Source organism: Candidatus Symbiopectobacterium sp. NZEC151 (assembly GCF_025962655.1).
Taxonomy (GTDB): Bacteria; Pseudomonadota; Gammaproteobacteria; order Enterobacterales; family Enterobacteriaceae; genus Symbiopectobacterium.
On sequence record NZ_JAGFPE010000001.1, the window covers coordinates 1,748,048 to 1,766,505 of the forward strand.

The 18,458-nt window shown below is 50.7% G+C and carries 13 protein-coding genes and 7 pseudogenes; 9 read left to right on the top strand and 11 right to left on the bottom strand.

What is annotated here, in order from left to right; translation table 11 throughout:
- Positions 1 to 45 precede the first annotated feature (45 nt).
- The 7 genes from J5067_RS07930 to mobC all read left to right on the top strand — a co-directional run bounded on the left by J5067_RS07930 (position 46) and on the right by mobC (position 7,645).
- Positions 46 to 729: a virB8 family protein gene (locus J5067_RS07930; protein WP_264650811.1), complete on the top strand. Its 684-nt coding sequence runs from the start codon at positions 46 to 48 to the stop codon at positions 727 to 729.
- Complete coding sequence (gene virB9, locus J5067_RS07935; RefSeq protein WP_264646085.1) at positions 726 to 1,604, top strand: P-type conjugative transfer protein VirB9; 879 nt, start codon at positions 726 to 728, stop codon at positions 1,602 to 1,604. The genes J5067_RS07930 and virB9 overlap by 4 nt, the downstream gene beginning before the upstream one ends.
- Entirely contained in the window at positions 1,601 to 2,827 is a 1,227-nt protein-coding gene (virB10, locus tag J5067_RS07940) for a VirB10/TraB/TrbI family type IV secretion system protein (protein ID WP_264646084.1), read from the top strand. Before virB9 ends, virB10 begins: the two co-directional genes overlap by 4 nt.
- Positions 2,817 to 3,848 carry a P-type DNA transfer ATPase VirB11 gene (gene virB11, locus J5067_RS07945; protein ID WP_264646083.1) on the top strand — a complete coding sequence of 344 codons (1,032 nt, stop codon included), beginning with the start codon at positions 2,817 to 2,819 and terminating at the stop codon, positions 3,846 to 3,848. The genes virB10 and virB11 overlap by 11 nt, the downstream gene beginning before the upstream one ends.
- Before the next feature lie 13 nt (positions 3,849 to 3,861).
- The gene (locus J5067_RS07950; protein ID WP_264646082.1) at positions 3,862 to 4,164 is read left to right on the top strand and encodes a TrbM/KikA/MpfK family conjugal transfer protein; all 303 of its coding nucleotides are present in this window, start codon (positions 3,862 to 3,864) and stop codon (positions 4,162 to 4,164) included.
- A gap of 929 nt (positions 4,165 to 5,093) precedes the next feature.
- Positions 5,094 to 6,899 carry a type IV secretory system conjugative DNA transfer family protein gene (locus tag J5067_RS07955; protein WP_264650812.1) on the top strand — a complete coding sequence of 602 codons (1,806 nt, stop codon included), beginning with the start codon at positions 5,094 to 5,096 and terminating at the stop codon, positions 6,897 to 6,899.
- The gene (gene mobC / locus J5067_RS07960; protein WP_264650813.1) at positions 6,899 to 7,645 is read left to right on the top strand and encodes a MobC family replication-relaxation protein; all 747 of its coding nucleotides are present in this window, start codon (positions 6,899 to 6,901) and stop codon (positions 7,643 to 7,645) included. Before J5067_RS07955 ends, mobC begins: the two co-directional genes overlap by 1 nt.
- Positions 7,646 to 7,932: 287 nt before the next feature.
- Here the strand turns inward: mobC and J5067_RS07965 are convergent.
- The 4 genes and pseudogenes from J5067_RS07965 to J5067_RS07975 form a co-directional block, all read right to left on the bottom strand.
- Positions 7,933 to 8,103 (bottom strand): annotated as a pseudogene (locus tag J5067_RS07965) (zincin-like metallopeptidase domain-containing protein); the annotation flags it as partial.
- Positions 8,104 to 8,177: 74 nt separating this feature from the next.
- Positions 8,178 to 8,687: a hypothetical protein gene (locus J5067_RS23275; RefSeq protein ID WP_369076099.1), complete on the bottom strand. Its 510-nt coding sequence runs from the start codon at positions 8,685 to 8,687 to the stop codon at positions 8,178 to 8,180.
- Entirely contained in the window at positions 8,569 to 10,038 is a 1,470-nt protein-coding gene (locus tag J5067_RS07970) for a reverse transcriptase domain-containing protein (RefSeq protein ID WP_264627695.1), read from the bottom strand. Before J5067_RS07970 ends, J5067_RS23275 begins: the two co-directional genes overlap by 119 nt.
- 596 nt (positions 10,039 to 10,634) lie before the next feature.
- Positions 10,635 to 11,453 (bottom strand): annotated as a pseudogene (locus J5067_RS07975) (ArdC family protein); the annotation flags it as partial.
- A gap of 403 nt (positions 11,454 to 11,856) precedes the next feature.
- Between J5067_RS07975 and J5067_RS07980 the strand changes: the two are divergent.
- Positions 11,857 to 12,967: pseudogene (locus tag J5067_RS07980) on the top strand (IS3 family transposase).
- Between the two features lie 17 nt (positions 12,968 to 12,984).
- Here the strand turns inward: J5067_RS07980 and J5067_RS07985 are convergent.
- From J5067_RS07985 to J5067_RS08010, 7 genes and pseudogenes are all read right to left on the bottom strand, one after another.
- Positions 12,985 to 13,113: pseudogene (locus J5067_RS07985) on the bottom strand (helix-turn-helix domain-containing protein); the annotation flags it as partial.
- 215 nt (positions 13,114 to 13,328) lie between these two features.
- The gene (locus J5067_RS07990; RefSeq protein ID WP_264646078.1) at positions 13,329 to 13,727 is read right to left on the bottom strand and encodes a hypothetical protein; all 399 of its coding nucleotides are present in this window, start codon (positions 13,725 to 13,727) and stop codon (positions 13,329 to 13,331) included.
- A gap of 197 nt (positions 13,728 to 13,924) precedes the next feature.
- A pseudogene (locus J5067_RS07995) lies at positions 13,925 to 14,401 on the bottom strand (IS3 family transposase); the annotation flags it as partial.
- Between the two features lie 80 nt (positions 14,402 to 14,481).
- Positions 14,482 to 15,980, bottom strand: a pseudogene (ltrA, locus tag J5067_RS08000) (group II intron reverse transcriptase/maturase).
- A gap of 606 nt (positions 15,981 to 16,586) precedes the next feature.
- Positions 16,587 to 16,988, bottom strand: a complete 402-nt coding sequence (locus J5067_RS23280) for an IS3 family transposase (protein WP_369076096.1) — start codon at positions 16,986 to 16,988, stop codon at positions 16,587 to 16,589.
- A 44-nt stretch (positions 16,989 to 17,032) separates the two neighbouring features.
- Positions 17,033 to 17,350, bottom strand: coding sequence for a transposase (locus tag J5067_RS08005; protein ID WP_264628332.1), 318 nt, complete (start codon positions 17,348 to 17,350; stop codon positions 17,033 to 17,035).
- 74 nt (positions 17,351 to 17,424) lie between these two features.
- Positions 17,425 to 17,910, bottom strand: a pseudogene (locus J5067_RS08010) (winged helix-turn-helix domain-containing protein); the annotation flags it as partial.
- 94 nt (positions 17,911 to 18,004) lie between these two features.
- Between J5067_RS08010 and J5067_RS08015 the strand changes: the two are divergent.
- A complete protein-coding gene (locus tag J5067_RS08015; RefSeq protein ID WP_264650814.1) occupies positions 18,005 to 18,235 on the top strand; it encodes a hypothetical protein in 231 nt (76 codons plus the stop codon).
- Positions 18,236 to 18,458 lie beyond the last annotated feature (223 nt).

An 18,458-nucleotide genomic window follows, 5' to 3' on the forward strand; every position in this document is an offset into this window, starting at 1 on the left:
GGGAGCCCGTCAATTCCCCGGCCATCATTCATGAGGTCACCGCGCATGTTTGAAACCGAAAAAATCATTGCCTCGTCCCGCCGCTTTGAAAGCGTCATGCTGGAAAAAGAGGCCCGTGAAAAAAAGCTCGCCTGGCGTCTGGCAGCGACAGGTGCCCTTCTCACCGCGCTGGCGCTCATTGCCATCATTCTGCTGCTGCCGCTGAAAACCACCAACGTTGAATTATGGTCGGTGGATAAGCAAACCGGGCGTTATGAATATATGACGCGCATTAAAGAGCGGGACATTGCCACCCAGGACGCCCTTGCTCATGCCTTCGCAGCGCAGTACGTCACATTGCGCGAAGGGTATAACTATTTTTCACTTCAGCGCGATTACGACGAGGTGCAGTTATTTAACAGCGACAGCGTGAACCGGGATTATCTGGACCAATTTAATGGCGTGCAGGCACCGGATATTCTGTTTAATAAAGCGGAATACCGGGTGGATATAGAGATTATTTCCAATGTCCATGCCCCTGCCACCCAGCCGGATCATCTCGCTACCTTACGCGTCAAACGCACCCTCAGACACATTGCCGATAACGCGGTCAAAACCGATTTCTGGAATATCCGCCTGACCTACCGCTATCTGCCACACAAGGTGCTGACCGACAGCCAACGCGAGATAAACCCGCTCGGGTTTATCGTCACCAGTTACCAACGCGATAAAGAGTTGAGGAAAGAATGATGCTGAAAATTCTCCTGCCCCTCGGCCTTCTTTTCATGTCCTGCGTCTGGGCCGCCTCGGTGCCCCAGAGCAGCAGATACGATCGCCGGATACAAAACGTCACCTACAACAGCCAGAATGCCACCGAAGTGAACACCCGCCCCGGCTATCTCACCACGCTGCTGTTTGATGATGATGAACAGGTTATCGACGCACAAACCGGCTTTGCCAAAGGATGGACGGTCACCAAAAATGGCAACCGGGTAGACGTCAGCCCCACGCCCATCAGCCAGCCGGTCACCGATACCCCGGGCAACAGCGTCAATCAGGTGTTTCTGCCGACCGGCAAGGACTGGAACACCAATCTGATTGTGGTGACCAGCAAACGCGTTTACAGCATGGTGCTAAGGGTATTGGATCAGGATACGCCCACGCTGGCGTTCGTTATCCGCTATCACTACCCGGATAATGCTCTGCAAACGGCGGCCAGTACAACGCAGCAAAAAACAGAGCAGGAAGAAAAACAGCGTATCGCGGCCGCATTCAGCCAGTCGGGTACAGCGCGCAACTGGGATTACACCAAACGGGTTGCCGCACACGCCGCCTTTATTACGCCCGACTTTGCCTATGATGATGGCCGTTTTACCTATCTCGGCTTTTCACCGTCCAAAACCCTGCCTGCGCCTTTTCTGGTGGTTAACGGTCAGGAGCAGGTGGTCACGCCCGTGGTGATGCAGCAGGGCCGCTACACCGTGCTGACGCTACGCGCCCTTTCGCCGCAACTGGTGTTGCGCTACGGGCACGCCGTGGTCGGCATTGAAAACAGCGCCTTTGGCAAAACACCGTTGATCAGGGGTGACACCGTGTCGCCAGACGTCGAGTTGGAGGCCAAATGACAGACACGCCATCGACCGAAACAGAGAAAACAACCGCAGAGCGGGAAGCGGAAGCCCGCACACGCCTGCGTGCGGAGAGGACCCCACATACGCAGGCGCAGCGGCATGATCCCAACCAGCCTGAAGTGGCGCGTTTTCGTAAAACCTCCGGGCATCGCACACTGATTGTCATCCTGCTGAGTCTGGCCTTATCGATAGCACTGTCGCTGGGTGGTAGTCGCTTTTTTGGTACGCTGAAAACAGGAGGAAAGAATGAGGCAGGAAGCGCGTCACCCTCAGGCGTTACGCCAGCGCCTGTGCGCCGCAATCTGGGTATGGACAGCGACCCTTTCGGGCTGTCCGGGCAACAGACACCGCCTTCCGTCACAGCGCCTGCCAGCCCACCTGCCGCCACGTTGCCCCCTGAACCGCCAACGTTAAATAAGGCGGCGGCGCTGGCCGACAGCACCGGTACAACCACAGCCGCCTCAGAGCGCAGTTCGAGCGTCCCCTCTGCGACATTGGTTAAGGGCAAAGAAGAGCAGCCATACAGCAGTGAACAGAACGCGTCGCCTTCAGACAGTCCCCATGACCGCCCGGCATTAGCCCCCATTACCCATGTCAGGCGGCTGGGGCTCGATCCCGATCTGTATATCCCGGTTGACCGCTATATCCCCTGCTCGATGATGCGGCGTTTTGTTTCCGAGGTGGGCGGCAGGATCTCCTGCCTGATCGGTGAGGATGTCTACAGCGCCAGCAACCACGTCAGGCTGATCCCGGCAGGCACCCTGGCGCGGGGAGTCTATCACACCGGCGCATTGCAGCACGGGCGCAGCCGGATGTTTGTTATCTGGACTGAATTGCGCACGCCGGAGCCCGGCAGCCTGCAAATACCGCTGACCGATACCGAGGTCACCGGCCAACTGGGCGAAGCCGGTATCACGGGCCGGATCGACAGCCATTTCTGGCAACGGTTTGGCAATGCGCTGATGCTGAGCACGGTGCAGGATGTGGCCGCCGCAGCGGCAGGCGCAGCGCCGGGCAAAGACCGCCATACCGACTACACCGAAAACACCCGTGCCGCCACGGCTGAAATGGCAAAAATCACGCTGGAGAACAGCATCAACATCCCTCCGACGCTCTACCTGAATCAGGGGGACATCATCGGCATCATGACCGGGGCGGATATTGATTTTTCTTCCATCTATCAGCTACGGCTGAAAGCGAGGGGATATGGGCACTGAAAACCTGTCGCTGGATTTCATGAAACAGCAGTTGTTCGGTGAACTACTGCCGATTGAAGGACTAACTGAAATCGCCATTAACCGACCGGGCGAGATCCACACCAAAATACACGGGGCATGGAAAAGGCACGCTGCCGCCGTCACCCTGCGCCAGTGTTATGCCTTTGCCAACGCGCTGGCTGCCTGGCACGAGGACAATATTGATGATGTATCCCCTATCCTTTCTGCCACACTCGGATCCGGTGAGCGCGTTCAGGTAATTATTCCTCCGGCGTGCGAGCGCGATACCGTTTCCATTACGCTGCGCAAACCCGCCTTTGAACAAAAAGCCCATCAGCTGTACATCGATAACGGGTTTTATCACCGGGTAACCAATAAGCAGCAGACGGAAAGTCGCGATGATGCACTGACGCAATACTATCAGCGGGGCGATATTCCCCGTTTTATGGAAAAGGCGGTGGAATACGGCAAGACCCTTTTTATTGTCGGTGAAACCGGTTCAGGTAAAACCACCTACATGAAAATGCTGCTGCACTATATTCCGCTGCACCTCAGGCTGATCACCCTCGAAGACAACACGGAAATCAAATTTTATCGCCACAGCAATTATGTGCATCTGTTTTACCCGGCGGATGCCGGGGAGGAGGCGATTATTACCCCCGGCAGGCTGATACGTGCCAATTACCGCATGAATCCAGACCGGATCCTGCTGGCAGAAATACGCGGCAAGGAAGCCTGGGACGCATTAAAAATAATCGGCTCAGGCCATCAGGGACTGATGACCTCACTGCATGCCGGCAGCCCCAGAGAATGTATTGAAGGGATCATCGATCGCTGCTACGAAAACCCCGACTGCCACAACATCCCGTTTGATGTACTGCTGCGCAAGGTGCTTAACAGTGTCGATATTATCGTCAGCGTGAATATCGACGGTGATATTCGCCGCATGGGCGATATCTATTTCAAACCGCTGCACCTGAAAGAAATGAAGGACACCATCAACAACACGCACCCATCTTAATAAGGAAAACACTATGCAGAAACACACCCTATCCACGATTATTTTTTGCACGTCCACATTATTTACTTCATCGGCTTTCGCCGCTGATGCCTGTGAAACGGTGTTATGCCTGTACGGAAAAATAACCGGAAGCGATACCGGCAGTGAATGCCAAAACGCCGAACGGGACTTTTTTACTATCGTGAAAACCAACCGCTGGGGCTTTCTGCCCGCTGCCACCGCCGGGGCGCGCCAGGCCTATTTAGCGGAATGTGCATCTGCAGATCCTGCCATTATCCGCCAGATAATCACGCAATTTGGCCGCCTGCGGGGTTAACCAGGAGAAATAACCATCATGACTAAACCCGGCTAAGCAGCCAGACGTGGATTTACTCTGGATAAAAACAGCGTTAAAGAGAGTCGCCAGTGTTATCAGGACACGCTCGTAGCGATCCGCTATAACGAAGAGTAAGCATGAGCATAAAAATAACGGCCCCCCGACAAAACCCCCGCTGAAAATATCACCCAGAACCCCGACCTGTTTTTAGCAACGGATGGCGATAGCCCCCCCGGAGGGGCGGGGCAAATTACGCCGTAATTTGGGCAAGTCCGGCGCAGGGCATGGCGCTTTCAGGCTTTTTAATGCTTGCCCCGCGCAGGCATTAAAAAGTGGTGTGCGGTGAGTAAATTCAATTTCGCAGAAATTGCTAATTGGCGTCGCCGCACCCACCGGCGCGCATTCACCCCAGGTGAATCGCGCTGGCCGGGGGGAGCCGAATAAATTTTGCCGCCCCAGCGAGCAAAAAGACGCGCCCACGCGTCGGTTTATTTGGGGGGCGGCAGCCCCGCACACCGTCGCTGCCAAGTCTCCGGCCAACAGCCGGTAGCGTGGCGCGACCAACCCCTTTAAAGGTCCGCTTCCCGCTTATTTCACGTTGCAAGGAACGCGCAAGGGAAATAAAGGGCCAAAGCGACCGTCTTAAAGGGGTTGGTCGCGCGTAGCGCGCGACGGTGTGCCGCCTTTGACGTTGGGGGTTTTGGTGCGGCGTCCAGCCGCAACATTACACCCATGTGCCAGGCAATAAGGGCGTCCAGCCCGCATGTACTGGCGCACGCCGTTTCGTGCAGGGAAGCATGCTTTCCTGCACATGGCCGCACAGCGGCCACCTTCTTAACCCCAGACGTTCGCCCCGCCTTTTCGCCCAACACCGTGGGGCGAATGGCTGGGGCAATGCGTTGGGGCGAGTGGCTCACAAAGGAGGCTCCATGATTTTACATAAGCTGGCCATCTCACTCTCTCCGATAGTCAATGGCGCGTTGACCGTTATTGCTTTCACGCAAGCTTATCAACTGGTGCTGGCATTATTCTCGGGTCTGACCATGCCCTTTTTACTGACCTTCAGAAACGATGGTCGGCAACATATTGTGTTATGGAAAAAACTGATTATGGCGTTTTCCCTGTTATGTTTTCTCTCTGGCACCATGGCCCCGGTCGTTATCGAATTTTTTCAGTGGCTGTATAAGATCAGACTCACCAGTGATAATACCGTGCTGGCCTGGTCACTACGGATGGCTTTCACTGTCACCGGGATTATTTTTCATATTATGCTGCGCCGGGTATTAACACCGGAACTGGACAGGATAAAAAAACGTCTCGTCAAAAAGACAACGCTTGAAAGAGCGCTGCGAACGGATATCCGCACGGTAAAGTCACTCCTGCCAGACACACTGCATTATGATCCTCTGGATTATATCAACCTGAACAAAGGCATCTTCATCGGCATAGATCGGGAGAAACGCCCCATGTATCTCCCGTTAAAAGACTGGCAAAAACAACATGCGGATATTATCGGAACCACCGGTGCCGGTAAGGGGGTAGCCACCGGAATATTACTTTATCAAAGTATTCTTGCCGGTGAAGGCGTATTTATTATGGACCCCAAAGATGATGAATGGGCACCGCATCTTTACCGCAAAGCCTGCGAGGATGCCGGTAAACCCTTTGTCCTGATTGACCTGCGAAAACAGCATTACCAGTTAAATCTCATTGAGGATATTACCGACGACGAACTGGAAGAGCTTTTTGTTGCGGGATTCAGTCTGGCGGAGAAAGGTCAGGAGTCCGACTTTTACCGTATCGATGACAGAAAGGCGGCACGGATGGCAGCGCAATTTATCCGCCACCATCCAGAGGCTACCCTCCGGGATATTTATAACGGTGATTATGTTCAGGGTATTGCGGAAAACATAAAAGCTTTTTACGGCAAGATAGAAGAGCAGGCATTACTCAATGCCATCAATGCGCCGGGAGGATATGCACTTAAACAGACCTTTGAGGAAGGCGGCTGTTGCTATGTCATCGGCTCGATGCGCAACAGCAAAATTATTACCGCACAACGCATGTTGCTGGTTCGCCTTTATCAGTTAGCCGAACGACGCGACAGGATAAACGCAGCGCCCCGCCCCATTGCTATTTTTCTCGATGAACTGAAATACCATTTATCAAAACCGGCACTGGAAGGATTGGGGGCGGCCCGGGATAAAGGCGTACATATCATCATGGCGCATCAATCCATCGCCGATCTGAAAGACTGTCCGGCAGATTTGAACGGTGAGGCAGTTATTAGCGCTGTCGTTGAAAACGCCAAATTCAAACTGGTTTATCGTGTTATGGATCCGGATACCGCTGAATGGGTAGCGAGAATGTCTGGCACCATATTAGTTGATGATGAAATCCGCAAGGCACAAACCAATGCGGTACTGACAGAGACGATCGACAGTGAACGTAGCATCAGGCAGGCGGAACGGTTTTTTATCGACAGTAATATGGTGCTGAACCTGCCCGACTTTGTCAGCTTCATCTTTACGACAAAAGCCCTTCCCACAGCCTCGTTGATTTCACCCATCAGGGTCAAGAAACGCACGCTGGAGATTTGTTCCCTTTCTCCTGATATTGCCACCCGCACAGCAACGGTAAAAGTCGCACTGGCTTTCAGTGATGAAGAAGAAAGCGCAGTCGCACCAGCATCCCATGAAACAGGATCATACTCACCCGATAATCAGGAGGATTAATGCTTATCTCATCACCGGGCGAACGCACAGCACTGAATAGCGGGAAGATAAAAAGATTACTGTGCTTTCTGAAAGAAGAAACCTACAGCGACTTCAAAATGCTGATGCTGCTTTTTGGTTTCAGAGATCACAAGTCGCTTTATACGCTGCTGGCAAAGGTCGTGGAGATGGGGTTAATCCAAAAACATGAGCTCAAATTACCTCACATAAAAACTTCATTATGGGGGATAACCAATGACGGACTGGCCCTCGTTTTAACCCCTGACGATGATATATTCCCGGCTCGCTTCGAGCCCTCAAAAATCACGGGCTGGACGCTGGCACATCACCTGGATAATCAGGCAGCCCAGCTAATTCTGGAGAAGAAAGGCGCTTCTGGCTGGATAAACGGTGACCGTTCAGGCTTTGTCAGACAATATCAGGTAAAACACCGTCCGGATGGGGTGATCACTCTCCCGGGCGGAAAAGTCATCGCCATCGAAACAGAAAGACACCTGAAAACCAAAGCGCGCTACCAGATGATTATCGCCAACCACCTACTGGCGCGGACCAATAAGCATTGGATATACGTTTTCTATATCGTGCCAGATCTACAGAAAAAACGCGCCCTTGAACTGCTGTTCGCTAATATAAAATACGTCATCGTGAATCATCAGCATATTCCTCTGGAGACACGCCATCGGAATGTTTTTCGTATTTATACCCTTGTTGAACTGCAACAGCTGGAGCTGAAGCAATACTCATAAACCGGGTAAGGTGTTACTCAATCTGACTGTCGGTTAAGAGCGAGGCGCTCACCGACAGAGTCAGGATCCCTCTCATTACCTATGTTATCAGGTCAATATGAAATGGACAGATTTTTATTACTCACAATTATCCTTCTGGGATTGATAATCAGCAAGGAAATAGCGGCTGCACCAGTAAACAGTGCATCGCTATTAAAGTCGGCTTGATTCTGATCGTTATTTCTCTATAACACTACCAATTAACGCTATAATTCCAAAGGCAGCATTCCTTTGCTGCCCCGTCCAATTCAGAGTCTATCCATCAAATATCGATGCGCCTTTGAGGCAGCGCTAGCGGCTTTAAAAATATAACGCTTGTTATCTTTCAGGGCCTTTAACCATGCGGCGATATAGCTTTCATGCTGAACCTCGCCGAGAATCCCCAGATCCGCCATAAGGAACGCGCTTCCAAGCTCAGCATTGGGTCGGGAGGATCATGTCTCAGAGAGAACATGCCTCTCCCGCCCACCGAACCGGACGTGATAGTTTCCCATCATCCGGCTCTCCATGTTTGCCTGTTCCCATTCCCGTTACGTGGTTTCAGTGTTCCTGCATGCAGAGACTTGTGGCATGTCAGGCACAAAACGATTCGCTTGCGCCGTCTTGCTGCCGCCACCTGCTTCCAGAGTGGTGTATCCTTCATATCCGCAAGCTTACGGCTGTGATGGATTTCACATGGAACGCCTGTTGCTCCGCAGTATTCACACTGTCGGGCTAAAAGCCTGTCCATAACATCAGAACGTCCGCTGGTAAACCAGGGAACTGCCAGTTTATCAACTTTGTTTCCGAGATTCGGAAGCTGGTTCAGGTGTTTCAGACTGAACACGGCAACAGCCCGTTCTTTACCATGTATACAAAAGCGAACCACGAGACCATTTCTTGTTTTAAGACGATGAGCCACCTGATTTACGGAAAGGCGTAATTTGAAGGCCAGCGTTTTGAGCAGGCTGGTTTCCCAGAGGAACCACAGCTTGCGTAGGCTGAACTTCGCACAGTAAGCCAGACGGTAATAATTGGCCAGCCCCCCGCATTTCCGCGTTATAGGCTAAAACGATTTCCAGCAGGCTGCTGTCCACCAGATGACGCCGGTGTATCGCTTTCAGTCGACCGAGATCGCCATAGCCATTACGCTGATTAAACCGGACCAGCCTTTCAGGCGGAACAAGAAGATGGATCCGACCCGCCGGGTCCCTTGAACGAACTACGCGTCTGCCCAGTTTCGTTCTTCTGATCCGACTGTCGGTGATCGCTCTCACTGTATAACCAAGGAAAATCGTTCCATCCGTCGCCTTACTGATTTTGCTCTTTTCCTGAGACGCCTCCAGATGGAGAATTTCAGAAAGAAATGCTGTGACTTCGCGCATTATTTCCCGTGCTTCGTCTCTGGAACCGATAACGCCAATCAAGAAATCATCAGCATACCGGCAGAACATTAACCGTTTATAGCCCGGATCCATGCCGTCTTTTGATGGCATGACGGACCGTTCCTCTTCAAGACAACGGACCGAGGTGAGGATTACCTGAGCATCACCTTCACGGCCTTCACTCAGTAATTTCTCAGCCCTGCGTCTCCTCTGATATATACGCTGTGTAAGACGCTGGTATTGCGGGTTTTCCACACGGCGCTCACCCTTATTGAACTGTGATTTTTTCTGTATCAGAAACTGATCCAGCTCATGCAGGTAAATATTGGCAAGGATGGGTGAAACAACGCCGCCCTGTGGCGTTCCGCTATAGGTGGCGCTGAACTTCCAGTCCTCCATATAACCCGCTTTCAGCATATTGTTTATCAGCCTGAGGAACCGTTTATCCTCGATTTTCCTGGATAACAGTGCCAGCAGTACACGGTGATCAATGTTGTCAAAAAAGCTGACCACATCTATGTCGATCAACCACTTAACTCCAGTCCAGTGATGTTTAATATCCAGAAGTGCATCATGGCACGAACATCCCCGCCGGAAACCGTATGATTTTGGCGAAAACACCGGTTCATAGATGCGCTCAAGAATAATTTTCACCACTGACTGCACCAGTTTGTCACTCGCCGTTGGAATGCCCAGAGGGCGGGTCTTTCCATTGGCTTTGGGAATGAGTACCCGCCGCACAGGGGAGAACCTGTGGGTGCCGTTACTGACCTGATCGATAATTTTGGTTAAACGCTCCAGAGAGAAACCATCCAGCGTGTCGCTGGAGACTCCCCGGGTCGTCGCCCCACGGTTAGGTGCAATATCTTCATACGCCTGCAACCAGAGCTTCGGCGCAGTCATAATCCGTGACAATCCATTGATTCTCTTCCCCTGTTTCGACAGGACGGGAATTGATTCCAGTCGCCTTTGCAGAGTATCGGATAGCATCAGCACACCCCCTCTGTAGGCAGACCCGAATCGCAAACACTGCTGCCCTTCACCTGATCAGCGGATACTCCCGGCCCGGTCACCCGGAACCTTTCGTTCCCGATCATCCACCCTGAGATGGCTGTCCTGAGCATTACCTCAGGCATTTGGCTACTATGGCAGCTCTGTCGCCATGTGGGTCGCAAAACTCGCGCCCATTTAGGCGATCCCGTAGTTACGCGAATATGGAGATACGATGCGGACAGGTGCCCCGTTCGTCCTTTTGATCCCCCTGACAGGGGGCAGACCGTGCTGGCTGGGCCGAAGATGTTTAGTCGCACCATCTTCTTCAGACCGGGCCTGATGGCATCCCGGTATCGGCACGGCACGACGTTGCAGCCACCGCTACGTCGTTGTTGAGGATAAAACTCTGAGGACTGAGGTTCAGGCAGTTTAGCTTTCACCATACGCATCTTGCGATGACCCGCCCGGCCTACGATGGCTTCGGCAGTTTGAGCCTTTTCCTGACATGCTATGGTTCCGTTCCCCTTTTGGGATTTCAACCAGTTCATCACCGGCACCGGTAAGTCAGGCTCGCATGGATTTTCCCAGCTATCCAGAATAATCATATCCACTCCAGTATTCGCGCCTCTACGGCGCACAATCAGTTCCTCAAACGCATAATCCTCACTGCCAAAGCGTCCTTTCATGTCACGGTTCAGACGGCTTTTGGCCCCCGTCCAGTGCACCAGTTCGTGCAGGCCAGTTGCGTAAAAACTAGCAGCATCCGCGAACAGACGGCGCTCTGGCAGCCAGATTTCATCGGTTGATGGCCGGTAAAACGCATTTTGGCCTTTCTCAGTAATGGTCGCGCCGGTGTGATGAAAAAGGGCTTCAACACGCGACAACGGCGCGAAGGTTTCAGCGGGCTGTGCTGGCGCAACGTCCTGGGACAAACAGTCAATCTGTTCAACGTTAAAAACAACGAACGTTTTTAACATGGGAAAATGCTCGATATCGCCCTCCTTATTTTCCTTCTCCACGGTGGTGTAAAAAATGCCCGTGGTGCCATGCTCACCTCTGCGCACCTGCCCGCCCACTGCCTGCGCCTGTTTGTAGGTCATCCAGCGCGGATCACTGAATCCCTGCTTTGAGGCACTGCACCACAGCAACATGATATTGATGCCGCTGTAAGCAATGCCGGTGGCAAAGTTAGCCGGTAAATCTGACATACCGGGCACTCGCTGCCAGGGACAGGTCCAGGGTTTTACGCCCGCTTCCAGGGCTGCAATGATGTTGTTGGTAACGGTCTGGCAGATATCCGTCTGGGTTTGAGACCATTTCGTGTTTGAGGGGCCTGACGGGTCCAGCGGGGATACGCTGGTCGCCGTTGCAGTGTTAGGGGCGCTGGTCCGGGTATGCAGGGAAGTTTTCATGGTTTTTTCTCCGTCGGTTGTGTGGTTTTCGTCTTCGTATCGCCTGACGGTTTGCTTTCCCGGCATCGTTCTGGCATGCAAGGGCGCAGCATGCGTGCACTTCACCCTTGCGTGACGGGTTGTGCTGGGAAACAATTAACCGGAAGCAGAGACGAACGAAAAACACACGGGAGAAAAAACCAACCCTGCCTACCCGGAGCTAGCGCCCCTTGGTCTGTAGCGGTGAAAAAGGGTATGGGGTATGGGGTTTGGGGTTTGGGGTTTGGGGTTTGGGGTTTGGGGTTTGGGGTTTGGGGTTTGGGGTTTGGGGTTTGGGGTTTGGGTGTAAGTATCCCGGTAAACCGAACCATTCACTTTTAGAGATCTTCCGACATACTGATTATGTCCCGTTGAGGAGATCGCTATGCGCAAAGCCCGATTTACAGAACACCAGATCATCGCCGTGTTAAAGTCCGTTGAAACCGGACGTACCGTCAAAGACGTCTGCCGAAAAGCGGGAATATCCGAGACATCGTACTACAACTGGAAATCCAAATATGGCGGTATGGAGTCCTCTGATATCAAACGGATGAAAGAGTTGGAAGAGGAAAATCGCCGATTAAAGCAAATGTACGCATCCCTGATGCTTATATCATGAAATTCTTAAGGATGTTGTTTCAAAAAAACTTTAACGGTGCCTGAGAAGCGTGAGCTGGTGCGTTATGTTATGACGGAACATCAGGCCAGCGAACGACGCAGGTGCCGGATTATCGGTATCAGTCGAAGTCTGTTGCATTATTGCCCGAACACAACACGGGATCTGCCTGTGGTCGAGGCACTACAAAAACTGGCGCACCAGTATCCGTGCCTATGGTTTTGGGCTTATGTTCAATAAGTTACGACAGGCAGGGTTACTGTGGAATGCAAAGCGGGTTTACCGGATCTATCGGTTGTTAAAACACAACTTTCGGCGCAAAGGGAAAAAACATTTACCTAACAGACATCCACAGCCGTTGGTTATACCGCATAAAATGAACCACTGTTGGTCTGTTGATTTTATGAGTGATGCCTTGAGCGACGGGCTGCGATTCAGGTTATTTAACGTCGTCGATGACTTTAATCGGGAAGCGTTGGCCATCGACGTTGATTTAAATATACCAGCTCATCGTGTTGTTCGCATTCTGGAACGATTAAGCGCAGAACGAGGCTACCCGGCTTTTATACGAAGTGATAATGGGCCAGAGCTCACCGCTGCAGCATTAGCCGAATGGGCAGAACGCCACGGTGTGAAACTCAATTTTATTCAGCCCGGAAAGCCGATGCAGAACGGATTTATCGAGCGATTTAACAAAACGCTACGAACAGAAATACTCGATATGTATCTGTTCAGAACCTTGTCTGAAGTGCGCGAACTCACAGAGGACTAGCGCACAGAATATAACCAAGAACGCCCACATAGCTCACTGGGTGATATGCCGCCTGTTATCTATGCGCGGCAAAAACTGGCCGGAGATCCTCATTGGCGGTGGTACTAAAAACCGGAGAGACTACACCGATAACGGTAAAAGGTATCGCGAGAGACACCCATGATTTTACAGGCTTTAGAAGCATTGCTGAGTTCTTTAGCAAGATGGAGCGAACCTGTTTTGTGTTTGATGACAGGATTGTTAGTATGAATCATGAGAGTTACCTCGTGTTTTGTATAAGGATTCGGTACCCATATCAAAACCGATAAAACTCAACCGTTCAAGGTCATGAGTCAGATCAAGTCGCAACTATTACACATCATTATTTGAAAAATTAAGGATGTTTTTTTAATTAAATTAAAAAATAGGCGATCCGATTCAAATATTACATTATTGATAATAAGGGATCGCCCCTTTCTCTTGACCCGATTTAGGATGTAGGCCGCTCAAATAACGGCTTCCAAGGTTCTTTGCCAGCTTTGCTCTGAAACAGAATAGGTAAAGAGTTGTTTGGACAAGTTTCAGGCAATACCAATAATAATCCTTGATCATTAAATCCTAAAGGTTTTTTATAAATTTTTGTCCCTAATATCAAGCATAATGATTTAGCTCTGTGCATTTCATCCATATCATTCCAAAAACCATATCCATCTTTATGAAAAGCAGTGCTGGTATTTTCGAGCATTTCTGCGACATAAATTTTATTAATTTCTAAATGTCGCTTAAGAATCTCATTAACTTTTGCTTCACCTTCTTCAGTTCCGACGATAGCGATGACTAATAAGGGAATTTTTTGCTGTTGAAGATTAGTTCCAATGGAATTTAACAAAGATTAAATTCCATCTGAAAGGGTTTCACCACTTACTACAACATCGTCTACCAGTACTATAGCTTTAGGGACAGGAGTTTCTGTAGTTATAGATGAAATTCTTTTGATAAGCGAGTTCAATTCTACAATACAATTACTCGAAATTGAATTACTCTTAGCATACATACGAGCATACTGTGTGAATCGCTACGGGTAATCTAGACACTTTCGAGTCGTTGATAATACTGCTGTTCATATTCATTCGGCGACACCTGATTGCTCGAGCCATGTCGACGCCTGCTGTTATAAAACATTTCGATGTAATCAAAAATATCGCTTCGGGCTTCCTCCCGCGTTCCGTAGATCCTTTTCTTTATCCGCTCACGCTTGAGAAGCTTGAAAAAACTTTCGGCAACGGCGTTATCATGACAGTTGCCGCGTCTACTCATGCTACCTTCCAGACCATGTGACTTCAGGAATGACTGCCACTCGTGGCTAGTATATTGACTGCCTTGGTCTGAATGTATCAACACCTGTTTTTGCGGATTACGCCTCCACAGCGCCATTAGCAATGCGTTCAGCACGATGTCCTTCGTCATTCTGGCCTGCATCGACCAGCCAATGATTTTACGGGAAAACAGATCGACCACTACCGCAAGATATAACCAACCTTCATGTGTTTTAAGTAGAGTAAGAGACAGGGCGTAGTCGGACTATTTCCCTGCCTCTCCTCTCCGAACCGGACGTACACCTTTCAGCGCATCCGGCTCTCCGTTTAAACGCTGGCGAACGCCATTGCCACTTCCGGATACCGTGATGTATAGGTGTTTCTGGCTTCTGTCCTCAGGTAAGGGTTTCCTTCGGGCAGACGCCAGCGGAACAGCTTCTTACCTTGCCCTACCAACCGGTAAAGTACTTCACCGTTGAGCTTCCCGTGGTTGGTTTTACCAAATAATACCCACGTTTTACTCTGACCCGGTTTCGGTGGTTTACACCACCACCTCATCAGGTATGCGATACCTTTACGGTATTTTCGGGCCAGCCAGTGAGCCAGCTTCCAGAACACCACACGATCGACAGAACTAAACACTTTGGCCTTAAAATCAACGAACTGATAGAACGCGGCCCAGCCTTTCAGTTTCCGGTTGAGTATCTCAACCATATCGATTTTGCTTTCACTGTAATTGCCTGATAACAGAGACGTCAGCGACGCGGCGAAGTTTCTGGCTTTCTCCTTCGGGATCGTCGATACCACCCGCATATCACCATAAAGGCTGCGTTTGCGGATAATTCTATGACCCAGAAAGATAAAACCGTCATTAACATGGGTGATTCTGGTCTTGTCCATGTTCAGCCTGAGTTTCAGGCTGCCTTCAAGTACGTTTCGGCACTCTTCCCTGATGGTTTCCGCCTGTGCTTTGGTGCCTTTGACAATAAGCACAAAGTCATCGGCATAACGGCAGTACGCCACGGCAGGTTTCCATTGCCAGTTTTCTCTGACTGCAGTACTTCGGCCCCGCTGGATACTGCTATTCCAGTACCAGCGATCCTTGCGGGCTTTTTCGCTCAGGTAGCGTTTATGCAGATACTGGTCGAACTCATTCAGCATGATATTCGACAGCAGCGGCGATATTACGCCTCCCTGTGGCACGCCTTCACTGGCCGACCTACATCAACATGCCCGGCCTTAATGGTTTTCCACAGCAGGCTCATAAAGCGTGCGTCACTGATCCTGCGGCGCACGGCTTTCATCAGCAGTCGATGATGCACAGTGTCGAAGTAGCTGGACAGGTCACCCTCAATCACCCAGCGGCCCCGCGTTTCGCCGCAGTCGGTAAGTTGTAATTTCACCGTGCGGATCGCATGCTGGACGCTGCGTTCAGGCCGGAAACCATATGAGAATGTATGAAAATCACTCTCCCAGATCGGCTCCATGACCATCAGCATAGCCCGCTGAACAATACGATCTCGCAAGGCAGGGATACCCAGCGGTCGCTGTTTGCCGTTGCTTTTAGGGATGTAGACCCGTCTGGCTGGCAGGGGCTGGTAGTGACCTGAGAGGAGTTCATCCCTGAGCTTTTGCAGCTCAGCAGCCAGACTGGTCTGTAGCGTTGCTTTGTTCACACCATCAACGCCGGGGGTATGTGCCCCCCTTGATGAGAGCGTGATCCGCGCCGCTTCAGTCAGCCATTCTGGTTGTGTTATCAGACGTAGCAGACGCTCAATCCGTCGGGACGGATCGGTTGCTGTCCATGTGGCAAGCTTGCGTTGCATTTCGCTGATTATCAAAGGTCTTCACCTCGTTAGGTCAGTTAATTCACGTCGCAAACACATTTAAACTGCTCCCCTTCGCCATGTAATGGGCTTTCCCCATCGCAGACTACTACGGAAGCTCCGCCAGCCAGTGCGTCATCGGAGCCATGCCCCCTTAACATTCGTCGCTGACCTTCCCCGGTTCACCTGCCTGGACTCAGACGTATTGAGGAGGCTGCCCGTCGCACTCTTTGTCCTTGCTTGCCGCAAGTTGGCAGAAGTCAGCAATGCGAGTGTGATAGACGCTGCTGTTCCAGTGTTTCGAATATATTTCAAAACACCTTCGACTGCCAGTGCTTACGTATCACTGCCAGTTCCTTCTGCACGGCTTGTCAGATCACGTAGGCCGTGGTGACATTTTCAACCCACAGAGGTGGATTAACGGGTTCATGTTCTTCAGCCTTTCAGTACTCAACCTTGAGGATCATCTCGGCTTAGTGATCTCGCCTCAATCCCCGTTGTCAGCGGGTTACGTCACGCTGCGGGCATGCCGCAGGTCACTGCCGCTCAGGTTCTCCACCGTCACACCCGGTGGGATTGTTGGGTTTCTGATGGCGAGTTACCGGTTCAATATTCCAGACAGACTCGTGGTTCATTTGAGCATCCATGCTCGCCCTGAACTCCGGGCACACTATAACTTATGTCACCACACCAGACCTGGTTCGGTGAGGCCGGCATGAACCGTCTTTTCAGCAGGTTCGGCGAAGCGAGGGACGTTTCCCTACTTCCTAGATATCGGTATTTTCCTGGCTGTCGGCTGAGTAAACCACATTCCTGCATCAATTTTCTTGCCAGCCAGCGCCCTACAGCATGACCATTCCGACGCATAAGTAAACTTAGTGTTCTGCTGCCGGCAGAGCCACGGCTTATCTGATGTAGCTCGCGCGCCAGCGCCCGTAGTTGCAAGGGTTTAACATCAACCTGTTGATGCCGTGAGGCGTAATAAACACTACGCGTTATATTCAGCAAACGGCACAGTTCCGTTACCGACCATTTCGTGTTTAGCCGTGTGATTAACGCGCAGATTTGACGGGGATTTCGCTCATCAACACGGCCGCCTGCTTTAAAATTTCTTTCTCCATGTCAAGGCGTCGAACCTGTTTTTCCAGTTCCTGAATCCGACATTGATCCGGTGTCAACGCCACACCAGCAGGAGTGATGCCTTGAATTTCAGCTTCATACTGACGTATCCACTTGCGAAGTTGGCTGGGGTCCAGGTCCAGCGATTGGGCAACATCAACAGCACGCTGTTGGTATTTAATCACCTGCTCGATAGCTTTCAGCTTGAACTCGGGAGAAAAACGACGTTTGGTTCGCTTACGTTGAGTCATTGCTCGATCACCTCAATTTTCTGTTGTTACATTAACAGGCTATTGAGGTGTCCGGAATCAGTGAACCACTACAGTTCATTACCGGCGCTTTCTTTTAAACTTTCATAATATTCAATGAACTGCTTCTGCTTTTCTTCACTGAATTTATGAGGAATGCCTGCGGGTTTCTTGTAAGTGAAACCATGGCGGTACAGCCATTTGTTCATGCCGGGAACGCTGAAACGGATGCGCCAGCAATGAGCAACATAAGCCACGATTTCATGGGTATGATGGAACAAATACTGAGATAAGTGTTGGATTAACTTATCGGTTTGGTCAGCGTTGAGCAAGCTGTCAGAGCCGCCGTTTTCAGGTTTGAGCTTCCGGTCATTAAGATAATCACTGATATGGCGGTTGATAGTGCTCTCATGCAGGCGAAGAGCCTGAGCACTCATGGGAGAAAGCCATCCTTCAGATGCCAGAAGGATGGCTTTGATGCGATCGCAAACCCGCTTGTCACGACTGGTATCATGGAGGCGCTCAAGTTCAGTCTTTTGATCAACAGTGATAAAAATTTTCATGTGCGAGAGCATGGATCTCCTTGCTACGTAAAATCAAGCACCTTCAATGATCACGGCTATAAACAATAAATTACCTCTTTTTCATGGTTTTTACATGATTGACCGTCACCCCCCCTTACCGATCGCGCCGAAAGGTACTGGCGGTCTGCTCTGTGCCGAATTGACAGCGGCCTCACTCGAAGGGCAATCTCCGGCTCAGGCATCCCGCCATGCCGGTCATCAGGTGGAACGCTCTGTATTGAAAACCCAGTTGGCTGAAAGCAAAGAACTTTGTCTGGCAACGTTATTTAAACGGTCCCCTACTTACAACGCGCTTACAATGTAAAACGTAAATGTTGACGGAGATCAAATTATTAATTTCACATCTATTGATATTAAATTTTGTATCATTTGAAATGTTTAGCATTACAACAAATAAAAAAACAATACGCTAAAATTAAATATAAAAAAAATCAAAAAAAACATAATTTCCATCTGTTTTTATACGCATGCAGATAATTCTGGAATCTCTGCTATTATCAATAATGTTACAAGTAAAATTTGGTTAA

Coding starts and splice junctions, on each gene's coding strand:
- J5067_RS07930 (WP_264650811.1), top strand. CDS start 46: ATGTTTGAAACCGAAAAAATCATTGCCTCGTCCCGCCGCTTTGAAAGC.
- J5067_RS08005 (WP_264628332.1), bottom strand. CDS start 17,350: ATGACTCAACGTAAGCGAACCAAACGTCGTTTTTCTCCCGAGTTCAAG.
- mobC (WP_264650813.1), top strand. CDS start 6,899: ATGCTTATCTCATCACCGGGCGAACGCACAGCACTGAATAGCGGGAAG.
- J5067_RS07970 (WP_264627695.1), bottom strand. CDS start 10,038: ATGCTATCCGATACTCTGCAAAGGCGACTGGAATCAATTCCCGTCCTG.
- J5067_RS07950 (WP_264646082.1), top strand. CDS start 3,862: ATGCAGAAACACACCCTATCCACGATTATTTTTTGCACGTCCACATTA.
- virB9 (WP_264646085.1), top strand. CDS start 726: ATGATGCTGAAAATTCTCCTGCCCCTCGGCCTTCTTTTCATGTCCTGC.
- virB10 (WP_264646084.1), top strand. CDS start 1,601: ATGACAGACACGCCATCGACCGAAACAGAGAAAACAACCGCAGAGCGG.
- J5067_RS08015 (WP_264650814.1), top strand. CDS start 18,005: ATGATTGACCGTCACCCCCCCTTACCGATCGCGCCGAAAGGTACTGGC.
- virB11 (WP_264646083.1), top strand. CDS start 2,817: ATGGGCACTGAAAACCTGTCGCTGGATTTCATGAAACAGCAGTTGTTC.
- J5067_RS07955 (WP_264650812.1), top strand. CDS start 5,094: ATGATTTTACATAAGCTGGCCATCTCACTCTCTCCGATAGTCAATGGC.